At 44.3% G+C, this 16,156-nt stretch carries 15 protein-coding genes; 9 read left to right on the plus strand and 6 right to left on the minus strand.

Features of this window, described 5'->3' with window-relative positions; translation table 11 throughout:
• Positions 1-15: 15 nt before the first annotated feature.
• The 4 genes from prmA to FTU87_RS01570 form a co-directional block, all read right to left on the minus strand.
• Positions 16-921 carry a 50S ribosomal protein L11 methyltransferase gene (gene prmA / locus FTU87_RS01555; protein ID WP_100328706.1) on the minus strand — a complete coding sequence of 302 codons (906 nt, stop codon included), beginning with the start codon at positions 919-921 and terminating at the stop codon, positions 16-18.
• A gap of 129 nt (positions 922-1,050) precedes the next feature.
• Entirely contained in the window at positions 1,051-1,938 is an 888-nt protein-coding gene (locus tag FTU87_RS01560) for a bile acid:sodium symporter family protein (protein ID WP_180096566.1), read from the minus strand.
• 88 nt (positions 1,939-2,026) lie between these two features.
• Entirely contained in the window at positions 2,027-2,914 is an 888-nt protein-coding gene (locus FTU87_RS01565; protein WP_180096567.1) for a bile acid:sodium symporter family protein, read from the minus strand.
• Between the two features lie 145 nt (positions 2,915-3,059).
• On the minus strand, positions 3,060-3,542 hold the full coding sequence (locus FTU87_RS01570) for a hypothetical protein (RefSeq protein ID WP_180096568.1): 483 nt from the start codon (positions 3,540-3,542) through the stop codon (positions 3,060-3,062).
• A gap of 254 nt (positions 3,543-3,796) precedes the next feature.
• Between FTU87_RS01570 and mnmG the strand changes: the two genes are divergently transcribed.
• The 3 genes from mnmG (at position 3,797) to FTU87_RS01585 (ending at position 7,654) form a co-directional block, all read left to right on the plus strand.
• Complete coding sequence (gene mnmG / locus FTU87_RS01575; protein ID WP_180096569.1) at positions 3,797-5,677, plus strand: tRNA uridine-5-carboxymethylaminomethyl(34) synthesis enzyme MnmG; 1,881 nt, start codon at positions 3,797-3,799, stop codon at positions 5,675-5,677.
• 314 nt (positions 5,678-5,991) lie between these two features.
• Positions 5,992-7,197, plus strand: coding sequence for a 3-(3-hydroxy-phenyl)propionate transporter MhpT (gene mhpT, locus FTU87_RS01580; RefSeq protein WP_100355040.1), 1,206 nt, complete (start codon positions 5,992-5,994; stop codon positions 7,195-7,197).
• A gap of 130 nt (positions 7,198-7,327) precedes the next feature.
• Positions 7,328-7,654: a hypothetical protein gene (locus tag FTU87_RS01585; RefSeq protein ID WP_074383169.1), complete on the plus strand. Its 327-nt coding sequence runs from the start codon at positions 7,328-7,330 to the stop codon at positions 7,652-7,654.
• 50 nt (positions 7,655-7,704) lie between these two features.
• Here FTU87_RS01585 and glnG read toward each other — a convergent pair whose 3' ends face one another.
• A complete protein-coding gene (glnG, locus tag FTU87_RS01590) occupies positions 7,705-9,180 on the minus strand; it encodes a nitrogen regulation protein NR(I) (protein ID WP_074382865.1) in 1,476 nt (491 codons plus the stop codon).
• Positions 9,167-10,276, minus strand: a complete 1,110-nt coding sequence (gene glnL / locus FTU87_RS01595) for a nitrogen regulation protein NR(II) (protein WP_005096702.1) — start codon at positions 10,274-10,276, stop codon at positions 9,167-9,169. The genes glnG and glnL overlap by 14 nt, the downstream gene beginning before the upstream one ends.
• 341 nt (positions 10,277-10,617) lie before the next feature.
• On the opposite strand from glnL, the gene rimO reads away from it, so the two are divergent.
• The 6 genes from rimO to ispC all read left to right on the plus strand — a co-directional run bounded on the left by rimO (position 10,618) and on the right by ispC (position 16,154).
• A complete protein-coding gene (gene rimO / locus FTU87_RS01600; protein ID WP_005096703.1) occupies positions 10,618-11,961 on the plus strand; it encodes a 30S ribosomal protein S12 methylthiotransferase RimO in 1,344 nt (447 codons plus the stop codon).
• 46 nt (positions 11,962-12,007) lie between these two features.
• Positions 12,008-12,736 carry a UMP kinase gene (pyrH, locus tag FTU87_RS01605; RefSeq protein ID WP_004279886.1) on the plus strand — a complete coding sequence of 243 codons (729 nt, stop codon included), beginning with the start codon at positions 12,008-12,010 and terminating at the stop codon, positions 12,734-12,736.
• Between the two features lie 78 nt (positions 12,737-12,814).
• The gene (frr, locus tag FTU87_RS01610; RefSeq protein WP_005096705.1) at positions 12,815-13,369 is read left to right on the plus strand and encodes a ribosome recycling factor; all 555 of its coding nucleotides are present in this window, start codon (positions 12,815-12,817) and stop codon (positions 13,367-13,369) included.
• Between the two features lie 7 nt (positions 13,370-13,376).
• Entirely contained in the window at positions 13,377-14,129 is a 753-nt protein-coding gene (gene uppS / locus FTU87_RS01615) for a polyprenyl diphosphate synthase (RefSeq protein ID WP_005096706.1), read from the plus strand.
• A 3-nt stretch (positions 14,130-14,132) separates the two neighbouring features.
• Positions 14,133-14,957: a phosphatidate cytidylyltransferase gene (locus tag FTU87_RS01620; protein ID WP_100355039.1), complete on the plus strand. Its 825-nt coding sequence runs from the start codon at positions 14,133-14,135 to the stop codon at positions 14,955-14,957.
• Complete coding sequence (gene ispC, locus FTU87_RS01625; protein WP_180096570.1) at positions 14,958-16,154, plus strand: 1-deoxy-D-xylulose-5-phosphate reductoisomerase; 1,197 nt, start codon at positions 14,958-14,960, stop codon at positions 16,152-16,154.
• The last annotated feature ends 2 nt before the right edge of the window (positions 16,155-16,156 follow it).

Raw genomic sequence — 16,156 nt, forward strand, 5'->3', positions numbered from 1 at the left:
AAACTATTTGTAGACTCATTCATTCTTATGGCGTTTACCCGAGATACGGCACCAGTGCTCGTCTCGTTTTTCTACTTCTAATATATCAAAATAATTTGAGTAAATGCTAGTAACATCAGCAACTTGCTCTTCGATAACTCCGGCAAGTGCGAACTGTCCCTCAGATTTAATTAAAGTTGCGAACTCAGGAGCCAGCATCATTAGTGGCGCAGCCAAAATATTGGCAACAAATACGTCAGCTTTGCTAGTGCCGAGTTCATCTCTAAATTCTTCTGGCAGGCCGACATAAAGTTTGTCCAGTACGCCATTCAGTTCAGCATTTTGCTGGGTGGCCAGAACTGCTTGTGGGTCAATATCAGTGGCATATGCTTTTTTAGCACCTAAGAGCAGGGCAGCTACCGCGAGAATGCCTGAACCACAGCCATAATCGATGACGATTTTGTCTTTAACGTCAATTTTGCCGAGCCATTGTAAGCACAAGAATGTAGAGGCGTGGTTCCCTGTACCGAATGCCAGACCCGGATCAAGCTTGATATTGACTGCATCGGCTTCAGGTGCTTGCATCCATTCCGGTACAATCCAGTATTTTTCAGCAATCTGGATTGGCTCATACGCATCCATCCAGGTGCGTTCCCAAGCCTGATCTTCAATGAATTCGTACTTGATCGGCGCTTCTGGCATTTGCGCACCAATAAAGGTTTCTAGTGCAGCAACGTCAATTTCTTCGCCTTCTTCCTGTGCATAAATACCAGTCACAATCACTTTATTCCAGAGTGGTGTTTCGCCTGGAAGTGGTTCCAGCAAATCCTGGTTTTCAGCATCATCCAGGGTCACACTCACTGCGCCTAGTGAGCTGAGTAATGTCTCAGTATAATCGACCTGAGCTTGTTCAACCGTAATATGAATTTGTAACCACTTCACAGAAATAACCTTTATACATTTTTCAAAAAGCTATTGTAACGGAAGTTCAGACACAACGCTGCTATCTTCTTGATGCATACCCAAAATAAAAAGGATGCCGAAGCACCCTGTATAAAGCTCTATAAAGACTTATGAAACCTTAGAGAGAAGAGGTGTTCTGTCTAATGGTGCAAAGCGGTTAAGCAGTAGACCAAAAATGGCAGCAAAAATATACATGAAGATTGAATAAACCGCGGCAGGCATGGCCACAGCAGTGCTGGACATCACGGTCAGGGCAATGGTCATGGCTAATGTGCTGTTGTGAATGCCGATTTCAAAGGCACTGGCCCGTGCCTGAGCGGTATCTATATTCATTAAGCGGGGGACAAAATAGCCGATGGTCAGGCTGAAAATACAGAACAATGCCGTGGCGACACCGACCTGAGTCAGATATTCGGCAATATTGGTGCGTTCACTATAGATGGCCCCGACAATAATCAGAATCAAGAATATGACTGCAAAAATGCGCAGCGGTCTATTCAGTTTTTCAGTCAGGCGTGGTGCATGATGTCGAATCAGCATACCAATCGCGACAGGAATAATAATGATGCCAAACACCTGAAAAATTTTACCAAGCTGGAGTGTGATCTGCTGGCTGTCCTGCATGAAATGCATAATCGAAAAATTAACAATCAACGGTAAAGTTAAGGCTGCAATCACTGAATTAATTGCAGTCAGGGTGATGTTGAGTGCCAGATCACCTTTGAAAAGATAGCTAAACAGATTGGCCGTACTGCCGCCAGGTGAGGCAGCTAACAGCATCAGACCCACGGCAAGAAGTGGAGGCAGGGCCAAAACTTTACACAGGATAAATGCAATACCGACCAATAAGACCAGTTGGCAAAATAATGCGACTAAAACAGCTTTAGGATGTTGGGTGACCCGGGCGAAATCTTTGAGGGTAAGTTCGAGACCTAAACCCACCATAATAATCGCGAGCGCAAGCGGCAGTAAAATCGTAATAATGCCAGAATCCATCTGTCATGCTCCTTGTTAAAAATTATTTTAATACTTTTGCTTTTCTTGGGAAAAGCATACAGCTTTATCGCAGACTCAGCCAAATAAATTACAAATCCGATAAACGATTTTTATGGCGATAACCGATATATTGGCGACTCATCATTACCCCGAAAATAGTCGCAAAACTATACATGACAATGGTGTAAATGCCGGCCGGAATTGCCATAGTGACATCGCCTAAGACCGAAATCGCAATGGTGATCGCAATCGCCGTATTATGAATGCCGATTTCAAAGGTACAGGCCCGTGCCATTTTTTCTGGAATACCCATCAGTAGCGGAATGCAATAACCAATAAACAGGCTGGAAAAACATAAAATCACAGTGGCTAAACCAATACTGGAAAAATATTCAAAGAGATTAAAACGATCTCTAAAAACGGCAAATATCAAGAGTATGCTTAAAAAACTAATTGAAACGAAGCGCATCGATTTGCTGACGGTAATGGATAAGCGTGGAAATTTGGCCCGAAGCAGCATCCCGATGATCACGGGGATCAGGGTAATTAAAAAGACCTGTATCATTTTTTCAACTGGAAATGTCACAGTCGAGTCGTGACTCATAAAATATTGTAATGACAGATTGATAATAAAGGGCAGGGTGAAAATAGAAATAATGGTATTGATGGCGGTCAGGGTGATATTCAGCGCGACATCGCCTTTATACAGATAGCTAAACAGATTGGCGGTTGGGCCTCCTGGTGAAGCGGCCAGAAGCATTAAACCTACTGCGAGTAAAGGAGCTAAGTCCAGAATCAGGCAAATAAAGAAAGCAATACTGGTCAACAGCACGAGCTGTGTAAATAGGGCAATAAAAATGACTTTAGGATAGCGGCTTAAGCGCAGGAAATCCTTGATTTTTAATTCGAGTCCCAGCCCCATCATCATGATTGCCAATGTAATAGGCAAAAAAAAGTTAAAAAACCCCGAATCCATGAAAAATCCTTTTTATTATTGATTTTTAGATAGATTTTAAGTGTAGCGGAGCTGAATAAATAAGCAATATAAAACGGGCAAAATGTATTCACTTTGCCCGTCAAAGCTTTTACTTGAAATGTAAGCTATTTAGAGCTATGACAGCTTACATGCCTGGCTGAGTTTGCATTGGTGAAGCAGACGGATTCTGATCATTCATCGGTGTTTGCATAGGTTGGTTTTGCATCTGCGGCTGGCTCATCTGTGGTTGCATTGGCTGGTTCTGCATCTGAGATTGTCCCTGAGGACGTGGTGGTACAAAGCCTAATGCACATTTACCTTTGACCTCCGTGCCATTAATAGTTGCACTGGTCGCGCTACTGTTGCCACTACAGGTACTCATCAGCTCTGCTTCATCACCTTTAATTGACGCATTCTTGGATGAGGCGAAAAACTGCGGTTCACAGGTTCCATTCCAGATAATGCCCCGATGAGCAAAGCTGACTTGTGCACCTTGGGTTTTGCCTTTACAAACCTGTTGGTACTTTTGTGCATTGTAAGTGGTGTCTACCTTGTCATTTGCTGATGCTGCAAATGGTGCAAAGCATAAACCACAGAGAACAGTTGAGAGGAAAATATTCTTATTCATCTTTTATACCTTTGTTTGTAATGTAACCACTGTATAGATTAAAAAATGCTCAAGATTAAACAATGCAAATCGAGTAAATTTCTGGACTTATATGTTTAATTTATATAGTCCCTCTGCAAAGTTAAATTACAGTGCTTGATTGTTGCAGTATAGGAGCGGTTTTTATCTCAGGATAAATTCGACTGAATCTGTCTACTTTAGAGTGAAATTTGCTATAATACTCAGCTATCCTTTTTTATCTCTCAATTACCACTATGCATTATCCTAAAGTATACGATGTCATTGTTATCGGTGGCGGTCACGCCGGTACAGAAGCGGCTCTGGCTGCAGCGCGTATGGGTCGACAGACTTTACTCTTAACTCATAACATTGAGACTTTAGGGCAGATGAGCTGTAACCCGGCTATCGGTGGTATTGGTAAATCGCACCTGGTGCGTGAAATTGATGCCTTGGGCGGTGCAATGGCACTGGCTGCCGACAAAGGCGGTATTCAGTTCCGTATTTTGAACTCGCGTAAAGGTGCAGCAGTTCGTGCAACACGTGCGCAGGCAGACCGTATGCGTTTTAAAGCGGCAATTCGTGAAACCTTAGAGAATCAGGCGAACTTGGATATTTTCCAGCAAGCGGCTGATGACCTGATTGTTGAAGGCGATACCGTCAAAGGTGTGGTTACCCAAATGGGCATTCGTTTTGATGCCAAAACTGTGGTGTTGACTGCGGGTACATTCTTGGGCGGCGTAATTCACGTTGGTCTGGAAAAATCCAGTGGTGGTCGTGCCGGTGATCCGCCGTCGATTTCATTGGCAGCACGTTTGCGCGAATTGAATTTACCTGTGGGGCGTTTAAAAACCGGTACACCACCGCGTATCGATGCACGTTCGGTCGACTTTTCTGTAATGACACCGCAGCCGGGTGATTTCCCATCTCCAACCATGTCGTTTATGGGCGATGCGTCTATGCATCCGGAACAGGTGAACTGCTATATCACGCATACCAATGAACGTACGCATGAGATTATTCGCGGTGGTCTAGATCGCTCACCGATGTATACCGGTAAAATTGAAGGTGTGGGGCCGCGTTATTGCCCATCAATTGAAGACAAGATTCACCGTTTTGCCGATAAAGATTCGCATCAGGTATTCCTGGAGCCTGAAGGTCTGGATACACATGAGCTTTATCCAAATGGTATTTCAACCTCTTTACCATTTGATGTGCAGTTTGAATTGGTACGCTCAATCCGCGGCATGGAGAATGCACACATTCTTCGTCCGGGTTATGCCATCGAATATGATTATTTCAACCCGCAAGCGTTGAAATTTACCCTTGAAACCAAAGCGATCAATAACCTGTATTTTGCCGGTCAAATCAACGGTACAACAGGTTATGAAGAAGCCGGTGCGCAAGGCTTGCTTGCAGGCTTGAACGCAGCGCGTCGTGCCTGGGATCAGGAACAATGGACGCCGAAACGTGACGAAGCATATATGGGTGTGCTGGTAGATGACCTGATTACCTTGGGTACCAAAGAACCGTACCGTATGTTTACCTCGCGTGCCGAATATCGCTTGATGCTGCGTGAAGACAATGCAGATCAGCGTTTAACTGCAATCGGTCGTGAACTGGGTCTGGTCGATGACGCACGCTGGGCAGTTTACTGCGAGAAAATGGAAGCAGTTGAACGTGAAACAGGTCGTTTGCAACATCTTTGGGCGGCGCCAAACAATCCGATGGGTAAAAAATTCGTTGAGATGACCGGTGCAGATCTTTCTAAAGAATGTTCTGCGATTGATTTGTTGAAACGTCCTAATATTTCATTTGCGCAAATTGCTGAATTGACCGGTTCTGAAGTTTCACCATTTGTCGGTGAGCAAATTGAAATTGCAGTGAAATATGCAGGTTATATTAACCGTCAGCATGAAGATGTCGCACAAATGAAGCGTCTGGAAGAAACACGTATTCCAGCAGATTTTGATTATGACATCGTGTCAGGTTTGTCACGTGAAATTACCCTAAAGCTAAAAGATGTGCGTCCTGAAACACTGGCTCAAGCCAGCCGTATTCCGGGTGTAACACCGGCAGCAGTACAACTGGTGATGATTACAATTCGTAAGAATGCCCAGGCAAAAAAATCTGCTTAAGATTTGAAGCTTAAAAAGCCCACATTATGTGGGCTTTTTTACAGGAAAATTTTCTGGATAAGTTTTGACTATGGTTCGATTGTAAATAGCTACTATTAAAATAAGTTATTGATAAATTTAAACAATAAAAATAATTAATATTTAAAAACTCTGTCTGTACAAGCTTTTAAGTCTAATTTGGTTGTTATTGAGTTTAAATGAAGAGCTTAAACCCGACTATTGTAGTGGTATTTCTGGAACAGAATTAAGATGAGAATAGCGCAACAAATCGTCAGTTCATCGAGCGATTTGTAAATTTTTGATGGAGATCAATCATGGCGCAGCCACACAGCGGAAAAGTTCAAAAAATATTAACAATATTTTTATGTTTTTGGGTCGCATTCTTTGAAGGTTTTGACCTTCAGGCTCCTGGGATTGCAGCAAAAGGAATTGCAGCAAGCTTTGGTTTAGATCAAGTTCAAATGGGTTATGTGTTTAGCCTTGGGGTCTTTGGAATGCTGTTTGGCGCATTCTTTGGCGGACGTATTGCGGATTATCTGGGGCAAAAGAAAGTCCTGATACTCTCCGTGACTATTTTTGGCCTGTTTATGTCGTTGACTGCAATTGCGCCAAGCGTTGAAGTTTTATACGCAGCGCGTTTCTTTACGGGATTGGGGTTGGGGGCTGCAATGCCGACCATGATTTCAGTGGTGGGTGATGAAGCGACAGAAGCCAACCGAGGCAAGTTAAATAGCTTGATGTATTGTGGTCTGCCTGTAGGTGCTATTTTTGTTGCCGGACTGGCCATGTCGTTTCCAGATATTCAATGGCAAACCCTGTTCCTGATTGGGGGACTAACGCCTTTGGCATTGATTCCGTTGATGGCCTTCGTGCTTAAAGATAAGCCTAAAGTGGCGGCCGATGTGCAAGTGTCTGCTGAAGCTGTGCCGGGTATGGTTGAAGTGTTATTCAAGCAACAGCAGTATAAAAATACAGTGCCGCTTTGGGTAGGTTTCTTCTTCACCCTGATGATCAACTATATTTTGATTAGCTGGTTGCCTAATTTGCTGATGGAACAAGGCCTGGAAAGACAGCAGGCTTTTCTGGTGATGCTTGTGTTCCAGGTGGGTGCAGTGATTGGAACCTTGGGTTTGGGGTATTTGTTAGATCGTTTAAAACTATGGCAAATGGCTGTCATTATTTATAGTGGTTTATTTGTTGCGCTGGTATTGTTGTTCACTACCACCTCAATTCCGCTATTAATTTTGGCCGGAGTAATGGGCGGGATCTTCTCTACAGGTGGTCAGTCTATTCTTTATGGCATTTCACCGATTTTTTATTCAGGTGCAGGAAAAGTCACAGGTGTGGGTAGCGCGATTTCTTTGGGGCGTTTAGGTGCCATGACTGGTCCGCTTTTAACCGGAAAAATTCTAGCATTAGGCTTGGGAACCACAGGTATTCTTATGGCAAGTTTGCCAGCTGTCGTGGTGTCGGCAGTAGCGGTGACAGCATTGTCTCGCTATAAAGCAGCGCATAAATAAGCCAATCCTCCATCATCAGATGAAAAAAAGGAATCTCAGGATTCCTTTTTTATTGCTTGGTGTTTTATTTAGCGAAGCCCATAGCAGAAATTTGTTAAAATATGGGTATAGTAAACAGATTGATCTTGATATGCCTTACCAACTGATCCAACTCGATATCCAGGCCATCGATAATATTGCCTGCCCGCATTGCCAGCAAAACGTTATAGACTGGAATGAAGAACAATATGTACAACCATGTGAGCATACTTTGTTTATTGCCATGGATATTGGCTTTGAATATATGACTGATGAATTCGAGCACAGCATGCCGCGTTCGGTAGATGATCTGCATGCCAATGATGATCAGGTGAATATGCTGGATGAAATCACCCAAGCGACCTATCCAGATTACCTGATTTATAAGTCGGATCTGGGAGCGCAAGGATATTTTCGTTATGTGGGTTTTACTGCATAAACTAGAGTTAATAAAAAAGCGCCCTCTGGCGCTTTTTTATTGTTCAAACATCAGCTTTCAATTTCTTCTTCGACTTCATCGTCAGTGGTATCCATGCCGAGCTCTTTCAGTTTGCGGGTAAGGGTGTTGCGGCCCCAACCGAGCAGTTCTGCGGCATGACGTTTACGGCCACGGGTCTGTTGTAATGCAGCATTGATCAGAGTGCGTTCGAACATCGGAGTGGCAGCATCCAGAAGTTTCATTTCGCCATTTTTGAGCTTTTGCATCGCCCATTGACCCAGCAATTCATCCCAGTGCTGTGGACCCACTTGGTTTAAGTTTGGAATTGGTGAGCCTAAATCTAAATCTTGAATTGGGATTTGTTTCAGCTCAGGTGGTAGGTCTTCTGGATAGACTTCACGACCTGTGATCATCACGGTCAGCCAGCGACAGGTATTTTCAAGTTGACGCACATTACCTTGCCACGGCAGTTTTTGCATATATTCCTGGGTTTCAGGACGCAAAATTTTGGGATTAACGCCGAGTTCTTTACCAGCACGTGCCAGGAAGTGCTGCGCCAGCATCGGAATGTCTTCACTGCGATGTGCCAGTTTTGGAATGTGAATCCGAATCACATTCAGGCGGTGATACAAGTCTTCACGGAAACGGCCGTCATGTACCAGTTTTTCCAGATCCTGATGTGTCGCTGCCACGATACGCACATCGACCTTAACTGGAATATGACCGCCAACACGGTAGAACTCGCCATCGGCCAAAACACGCAATAAACGGGTTTGGGTTTCAAAAGGCATGTCGCCAATTTCATCCAGAAACAGCGTGCCGCCGTTGGCCTGTTCAAAACGACCTTGACGCTGGGTATTGGCACCGGTAAATGCACCTTTTTCGTGACCAAAAAGTTCGGTTTCGATCAGGTCTTTGGGAATGGCTGCCATATTCAGGGCAATAAAGGGCTTTGCACTACGCGGTGAATGGCGGTGCAAGGCATGTGCCACCAATTCTTTCCCTGTACCGGACTCACCATTAATGAGTACAGTAATATGCGATTGCGCTAAACGGCCGATGGCGCGAAACACTTCCTGCATGGCGGGAGATTCACCGATAATTTCAGTCGATTGAATCGGCGGGGCAACTTTTGCTGATTCTTGTTGTTGCAGCTTGGTAATATGCAAAATCGCACGATTGACCAGTGCCAGCGCTTCATCAATATCAAAAGGCTTTGGCAGATATTCAAAAGCACCAGTTTGATAACTTGATACAGCAGACTCTAGGTCTGAATGCGCCGTCATAATAATCACAGGCAGGTCAGGATAATTGTGTTTGACCTTACCCAAGAAGGTGAGTCCATCAATCCCCGGCATACGGATATCGGTCAGAATCACATCTGGTGCATCAACACTGAGTTGATCTAGTGCGGATTGTGCTTCTTCAAAGCTGGTCACGTCCAAGCCTTCTTCTTTAAAGGTTTTTTCCAGTACCCAGCGCATGGCACGATCGTCATCAATCACCCATATTTTATTTCGCGACATGATTCGACTCCCAAGGTAAATATAAGCTAAACACGGTTTTTCCAGCCACGGACTGACATTCAATCATGCCGTTATGCTGATGAATAATATTTTGAGCAATACTGAGACCCAGTCCGGTACCTTTGGCGCGACTGGTGACCAGTGGATAAAACACAGATTCGATAATGTCTTCGGGGACCCCAGGGCCATTGTCTTCAATATCAATGCGTACCACAGAGCGATGAATTGCCCCGTTAATGGTAAATAGGCGCTGAATCCGGGTTCTTAAAACCAGTTCAGGCTGGTGATCGACAAAAAACTCTTTGTTCTCGGTCATGGCCTGTACTGCATTGGCACAAATATTCAAGATCACCTGAATCAGTTGATCACGGTCTGCCAGAACTTCAGGTAAGGACAGGTCATAATCCCGAATAATCTTGATTTTCTTTTTGCTTTGATTGGCGATGAGTGAGCGCACCCGCTCAAGTGGCTCATGTACATTCACCAGCTCATAGCTTGGCAGTTGGCGTGAACCGAGCATGGTGTCGGCCAGATTTCGGAGTCGATCGACTTCACTAATAATAATATCGGTAAATTCTTTGTATTGTGGATCATTCAGACTGCGAGCCAGAAGTTGTGTTGCCCCCCGAATTCCGCCGAGTGGATTCTTGATTTCGTGCGCGACACCACGAATCAGCTGGCGAGCCACTTGATGTTGCTGAATCAGGTTTTCTTCACGCGAAATTTTAAGCATGCGGTCACGAGGATTGAGCTCGATTAACAACAGTGGGTGATAGGGCTTACCCAGATTTAGTTGAGAAACCGTGTAATCGACATGAATGTCCTTAAAGTTGACAATCAGTGTGGCTTCACGGCGCGTATAAGGTTGGCCTGTAGTTAAAGTGTTGTTCAGCGCTTCTTCAGTATTAAACTCATCGGTCGGATGTTGCAGAAGACCCAGTGCTGGACTTCCACTGGCGCGAAATAAGCTCACATCAAATAAGGCTTCGCAGGCAGAGTTGAGATAATAAATATTAAGATCGCGGTCTACCAATAAGATACACGTGGTCATATTGTCCACTAAAACACGATAGTCGATCGGAATAAGCTGATCCATTCGCGGTTTTTTTCCTGTATTAAAATGGCGCAATGGCATCTTCATAAAGCAATTTAATCAATTTTAAGTTCTGATTTGATGCAAGATGCACGCCAACTTTTATGACTAAAGCTTATTTATTGCGATGAAATGCAGAAATGTGCCACAGCGACACAATTCATCTTAGGTATAGCGGATTAAATTGAGGCTGTAAATCTAAAATGTTCTATTTTGGTGCGCGCGCAAATATGTTGTATATTTTATGGCGTTATTTTAGTGCATGATGCAAAGAGTCAGGTTTTCAACTATTTTTATGATGCGAAAAGACATACAATACGCGCATTCTAGTAGAGCGAAAATTCATGAAGTCCCCCAAAGTCGGTTTTGTATCTTTAGGTTGTCCTAAGGCATTGGTAGATTCTGAACGTATTTTAACCCAGTTAAAGACTGAAGGTTATGACGTCGCTTCGGATTATGACGGTGCTGATTTAGTTGTAGTAAATACCTGTGGTTTCATTGAATCCGCAGTGCAAGAATCGCTAGACGCGATTGGTGAGGCGATGAGCGCGAATGGTCGCGTCATCGTAACAGGCTGTCTAGGTAAAGACGAAGACAAGATTCGCCAGATGCATCCGAATGTCCTGAAAGTGACAGGTGCAGCGGCATATAAAGATGTTATGGATGCGGTTCATCAATACGTGCCTGAACCGCCAAAACACAATCCATTTATTGATTTAGTTCCAGAGCAAGGTATCCGCCTAACACCTAAACATTATGCCTATTTGAAAATATCGGAAGGCTGCAACCATCGTTGTACTTTCTGTATTATTCCAAGCATGCGTGGTGATTTGGTCTCCCGTCCAGTTGGTTCTGTGCTTGAAGAAGCCGCAGCGCTGAAACGTGCCGGTGTTAAAGAAGTACTCGTTATCTCCCAGGATACTTCTGCTTACGGTCTGGACACCAAATACAAGCTGGATTTCTGGAACGGCCAGCCGGTGAAAACCAAATTCTATGACATGTGTGAAGCACTCGGTCAGTTGGGAATCTGGGTGCGTTTGCACTATGTTTATCCATATCCGCATGTCGATGCCGTGATTGACCTGATGGCTCAAGGCAAAATCCTGCCTTATCTGGATATTCCATTTCAGCATGCGAGTCCAAAAATTCTCAAGCTGATGAAACGTCCTGCGCACAGTGAAAACACACTGGAGCGATTGAATATCTGGCGTGAAAAATGTCCTGATCTGGTTATCCGTTCAACATTTGTGGTGGGCTTCCCGGGTGAAACCGAAGAAGACTTCCAGATGCTGCTCGATTGGCTGAAACAAGCTCAATTGGATCGTGTAGGTTGCTTTACCTATTCACCAGTTGAAGGTGCGACAGCAAACGATTTGCCAGACCACGTTCCTGAAGAAATTAAACAAGAGCGTTATGAGCGTTTCATGCAGGTTCAGCAAGAAATCTCGGCAGCCAAACTCCAAAAACGTATTGGTCAGACCATGACCGTGCTGGTAGATGATCTGGAAGAAGAATTCCCGGTGGCAGTTGCGCGTTCTTATGCAGATGCACCTGAAATTGATGGCAATGTTTTTGTGGAAGATATCGATAAAAGCGTCATTAAGGCAGGGGATTTGCTTGAAGTCGAGATTACCGATGCAGACGAGTACGATCTGTATGCAAAACTCATTTCAGTCAAATCTGCTTAAAATTTTGAATTAAAAAAATTTAAATTGAATACTTTGGAGTTTGATGATGTTGGATTCTAAAAAGCCACGCTTTGGTCGCATTCTGTTAAAGCTTTCTGGTGAAGCGCTGGCAGGCAATAAAGACATGGGAATCGATGCACAAGTGCTCGACCAGATGTCGCTTTCTATTGCGCACCTTGTGGGTTTAGGCGTACAAGTAGGTATCGTGGTCGGTGGTGGTAACCTGTACCGCGGTAGCCAGCTGCAAAAAGACGGTCTGGTTGGCCGGGTCACTGGTGATCAGATGGGTATGCTGGCAACCGTGATGAACGGTCTGGCACTACGCGACGCTTTGGTGCGCCGTAATATTAAAACCCGTTTGATGTCTGCACTGCCAATTGGTGCAGTGGTTGAGTCTTACTCGAGCCGTGATGCGATCCGTCACCTGACTCAGGGTGAAGTGTGTGTATTCGTGGCAGGTACAGGTAATCCATTCTTTACCACAGATACCGCAGCATGTTTGCGTGGTATTGAAATCGAATCAGATTTGATTTTGAAAGCCACTAAAGTCGATGGCGTATATAACAAAGATCCAAGCAAATATGACGATGCGGTTAAATATGACACTTTAACCTTTGATCAGGTGCTGGATGAAAAACTGGGTGTCATGGACTTAACTGCGATCTGTTTATGTCGTGACCATAATGTGCCGCTACAAGTATTCGATATGAATAAATCTGGCGCATTACTTTCAGTGGTGATGGGCGAAAAAGAAGGGACTCACGTTACCAATTAATGACGTGAGCACCAAAGCACTTTATACTACGCGCTAATTTAGCAATTAACTTTTTTAGAATTAAGTAAGGAAGATCATATGATTAACGATCTTAAAAAAGACAGCGAAGACCGTATGAACAAAACTCTAGAATCTCTAGAGCATGGTTTTGCAAAAGTTCGTACCGGTCGCGCGCATCCATCTATTTTAAATAATGTGATGGTTTCTTACTATGGTTCAGACGTTCCATTGAACCAGGTGGCAAACGTTGGTGTTGAAGATTCACGTACCCTGTTGGTTCAACCGTTTGAACGTTCAATGGTGGCTGCAATTGATAAAGCGATTCGTGAATCTGACTTGGGTCTTAACCCGATTTCAGCAGATGCGATCCGTGTACCTATGGCAGCACTCACTGAAGAAACACGTCGTGACATGCAGAAAGTTGCCCGTACTGAAGCAGAAAATGCGAAAGTGGCAATTCGTAACATTCGCCGTGATGTATTGGGTGATATCAAAGCTTTATTGAAAGAAAAAGAAATTTCTGAAGATGAAGAACGTCGTGCTGCTGATGAAATCCAGAAAATTACCGACAAATTTGTTGCTGAAGTTGACAAACGCTTGGCTGCGAAAGAAGCTGAATTGATGAAGGTCTAATTCATCGATGACCGCTGCTGAAGAAAATCCCTGTCTTCCGAAACATGTTGCCATCATTATGGATGGCAACAATCGTTTCGCCAAAAAAAATCAGATGCAGAAAGGTGATGGACACCGTGAAGGAAAAACGGTTCTGGATCCGATTGTAGAACACTGTAGAAAAAGAAATATCCAGGCTTTAACTGTTTTTGCCTTTTCCAGTGAAAACTGGAATCGTCCACAGTTTGAAGTCGAATTGCTCATGAAACTCCTGCTTGACACGATTCATGAGCAACTCCCCCGCATGGAAAAATTCAATATTGCCTTACGTTTTATCGGTGATCGCAGCCGTTTGTCCGCTGAATTGCAGGGACTCATGTTGCAAGCCGAACAAAGGACTGCTAATTTCAATAGTATGACACTCACTATTGCAATCAGTTATGGCGGTATGTGGGATATGGCACAAGCTGCAAAGCAAATTGCCAGTGATGTTTTAACAAATAAATTAGATCTTGATGCAATTGATACTGATGTATTTGGTCAATATGTCAGCCTCGGTGACTTACCAGCAGTTGATCTGCTGATTCGTACTGGCGGAGATTTCCGTCTGTCGAATTTTCTGTTATGGCAGGCAGCCTATGCAGAGCTTTATTTCACTGAGACGCTGTGGCCAGAATTTACCGTTGAAGAACTTGATGATGCACTTGCCGTATTTGGTGGGCGTGAACGTCGTTTCGGTAAAACATCAGAGCAGGTTCATCAGGAAAAACTTGAGAATTAATACATGTTTGAGCGGATTATAACCGCATTGGTGTTGGTAGCAGTTGTACTGAGCTGTATGTTTGCTACTGAATCACATTATCCAATGTTTGTATTGATGGTTCTTGCTGCTGGGGTTGCCGGTTATGAGTGGTTTAAACTCATGCCGCGAAAATTTAAGCAGGTCATCAAGCCCGTTGCATGGGGATATGGGGTGCTGACCGCGGCTCTATCAGCATTGGCATTGTATTTTGCTGAAGTCGCTTTGTTGTTATGGGTGGCTTCTATTATTACCTGGTTACTCAGTATTTACTGGGTCAAGTCTTATCCTGAGTATGACGGCTGGTACAATACAAGCCTAAATGGCATTGGTGTAGTGCTGATTTCTGCTGCTGTCACCGCAATTTTCTCGGTTTGGCAAAGTTCACCGTGGTGGTTGATGTACCTGTTTTTACTGGTATGGGGCGCAGACAGCGGTGCGTATTTTGTTGGCCGTAAATTCGGTAGGAAAAAACTTGCACCAAATGTCAGCCCAAACAAATCTGTAGAAGGGCTGTATGGTGGTGTGATCACCTCAATGCTGATTGTGATTGCAGTTGCTTTGCTTTATCTGGAGATGACCTGGCCAGAACTTATTTTATTCCTGACCTTATCGGTGATCACGGTCTTCAGTTCAGTACTGGGAGATCTGTTTGAATCCATGATCAAACGACGTGCCGGTATTAAAGACTCGGGCCGTATTTTACCGGGTCATGGCGGGGTGCTGGATCGTATTGATTCTTTGCTTGCTGCAGCTCCAATCTTTGCGGCAGGTATTGCTGTTCTAAAACTTATTGGTGTAGATTTATAAATGTCACAAGCGGTTTGTATACTGGGTGCTACAGGTTCTATTGGTCAAAGTACTTTAAAAATCTTGCAGCGACATCCTGAAGCGTACTCGGTTTTTGCTGTAACCGCGCAAAGTCGTATTGCTGAACTGGTCAAGATTTGCCAGCAATACCGCCCTAAAGTGGCGGTGGTGCCTGCGGCAAAAGTGGATGAGTTTTCAAAACTCCTTCAGCAACATGGTCTGGCTGATATTGAAATTCTGCAAGATGAAGCTGGTTTAATTGCTGTGGCTGAACATGCGGATGTCGATATTGTCATGGCTGCCATTGTCGGTGCTGCTGGATTGTTGCCGACACTGGCTGCAGTAAAAGCAGGCAAGCGCGTACTGTTGGCCAATAAAGAAGCTTTGGTGATGTCCGGTGACATCATGATGCAGGCTGCACGCGATCATGGTGCATTGTTGCTTCCGGTGGATTCCGAACACAATGCGATTTTCCAGTGTTTACCACAGCACTATTTTGAGGCAGAGCGTCATGGCAAGCCCAAGCTGGGTGTCTCGCAAATTTTGTTAACTGCATCTGGTGGGCCGTTTCTCAATCATAGTCTACAACAGCTTGAAGATGTGACGCCTGCACAGGCCTGCAAGCATCCCAACTGGTCAATGGGCCAAAAAATTTCGGTCGATTCAGCGACTTTAATGAATAAAGGTCTGGAATTGATCGAAGCCTGTCATTTGTTTGCAGTTCAAGAACAATTTGTTACAGTCGTGGTGCATCCACAGAGTATTATTCACTCCATGGTTCAATATGTAGATGGTTCAACTTTGGCACAAATGGGTAATCCGGATATGGGCACACCTATTGCACATGCATTGGCATGGCCTGAGCGAATCAGTACGCATGTACCAGCCTTAGATCTGTTTATGCACTCGCAGCTTAACTTTCAGGAACCGGATGTGATTCGTTTTCCTGCATTAAAGTTGGCGCGTCAGGCGATGCAGAGTGGCGGGATTGCACCCACGATTTTAAATGCGGCCAATGAAATTGCAGTTGACGCATTTTTACATCAGCAAATTAGGTTTACCCAAATTCCTCAAGTGGTTGAGCATGTCCTGAATCAGATGGATAATCAGCCGGCAAATGATCTGGAGGCTATCTTGCAGGCAGATCAAATGGCACGAGGTTTATCACAGCAGTATGTTGTGAATAAAGGAAGTTAAGA

Origin of the sequence: Acinetobacter sp. YH12156 (assembly GCF_013418235.1) — a bacterium.
Lineage (GTDB): Bacteria > Pseudomonadota > Gammaproteobacteria > Pseudomonadales > Moraxellaceae > Acinetobacter > Acinetobacter pseudolwoffii.

Coding starts and splice junctions, on each gene's coding strand:
- glnL (WP_005096702.1), bottom strand. CDS start 10,276: ATGGATCAGCTTATTCCGATCGACTATCGTGTTTTAGTGGACAATATG.
- FTU87_RS01585 (WP_074383169.1), top strand. CDS start 7,328: ATGCCTTACCAACTGATCCAACTCGATATCCAGGCCATCGATAATATT.
- FTU87_RS01570 (WP_180096568.1), bottom strand. CDS start 3,542: ATGAATAAGAATATTTTCCTCTCAACTGTTCTCTGTGGTTTATGCTTT.
- glnG (WP_074382865.1), bottom strand. CDS start 9,180: ATGTCGCGAAATAAAATATGGGTGATTGATGACGATCGTGCCATGCGC.
- rimO (WP_005096703.1), top strand. CDS start 10,618: ATGAAGTCCCCCAAAGTCGGTTTTGTATCTTTAGGTTGTCCTAAGGCA.
- pyrH (WP_004279886.1), top strand. CDS start 12,008: ATGTTGGATTCTAAAAAGCCACGCTTTGGTCGCATTCTGTTAAAGCTT.
- FTU87_RS01565 (WP_180096567.1), bottom strand. CDS start 2,914: ATGGATTCGGGGTTTTTTAACTTTTTTTTGCCTATTACATTGGCAATC.
- uppS (WP_005096706.1), top strand. CDS start 13,377: ATGACCGCTGCTGAAGAAAATCCCTGTCTTCCGAAACATGTTGCCATC.
- mnmG (WP_180096569.1), top strand. CDS start 3,797: ATGCATTATCCTAAAGTATACGATGTCATTGTTATCGGTGGCGGTCAC.
- mhpT (WP_100355040.1), top strand. CDS start 5,992: ATGGCGCAGCCACACAGCGGAAAAGTTCAAAAAATATTAACAATATTT.
- frr (WP_005096705.1), top strand. CDS start 12,815: ATGATTAACGATCTTAAAAAAGACAGCGAAGACCGTATGAACAAAACT.
- FTU87_RS01620 (WP_100355039.1), top strand. CDS start 14,133: ATGTTTGAGCGGATTATAACCGCATTGGTGTTGGTAGCAGTTGTACTG.
- FTU87_RS01560 (WP_180096566.1), bottom strand. CDS start 1,938: ATGGATTCTGGCATTATTACGATTTTACTGCCGCTTGCGCTCGCGATT.
- ispC (WP_180096570.1), top strand. CDS start 14,958: ATGTCACAAGCGGTTTGTATACTGGGTGCTACAGGTTCTATTGGTCAA.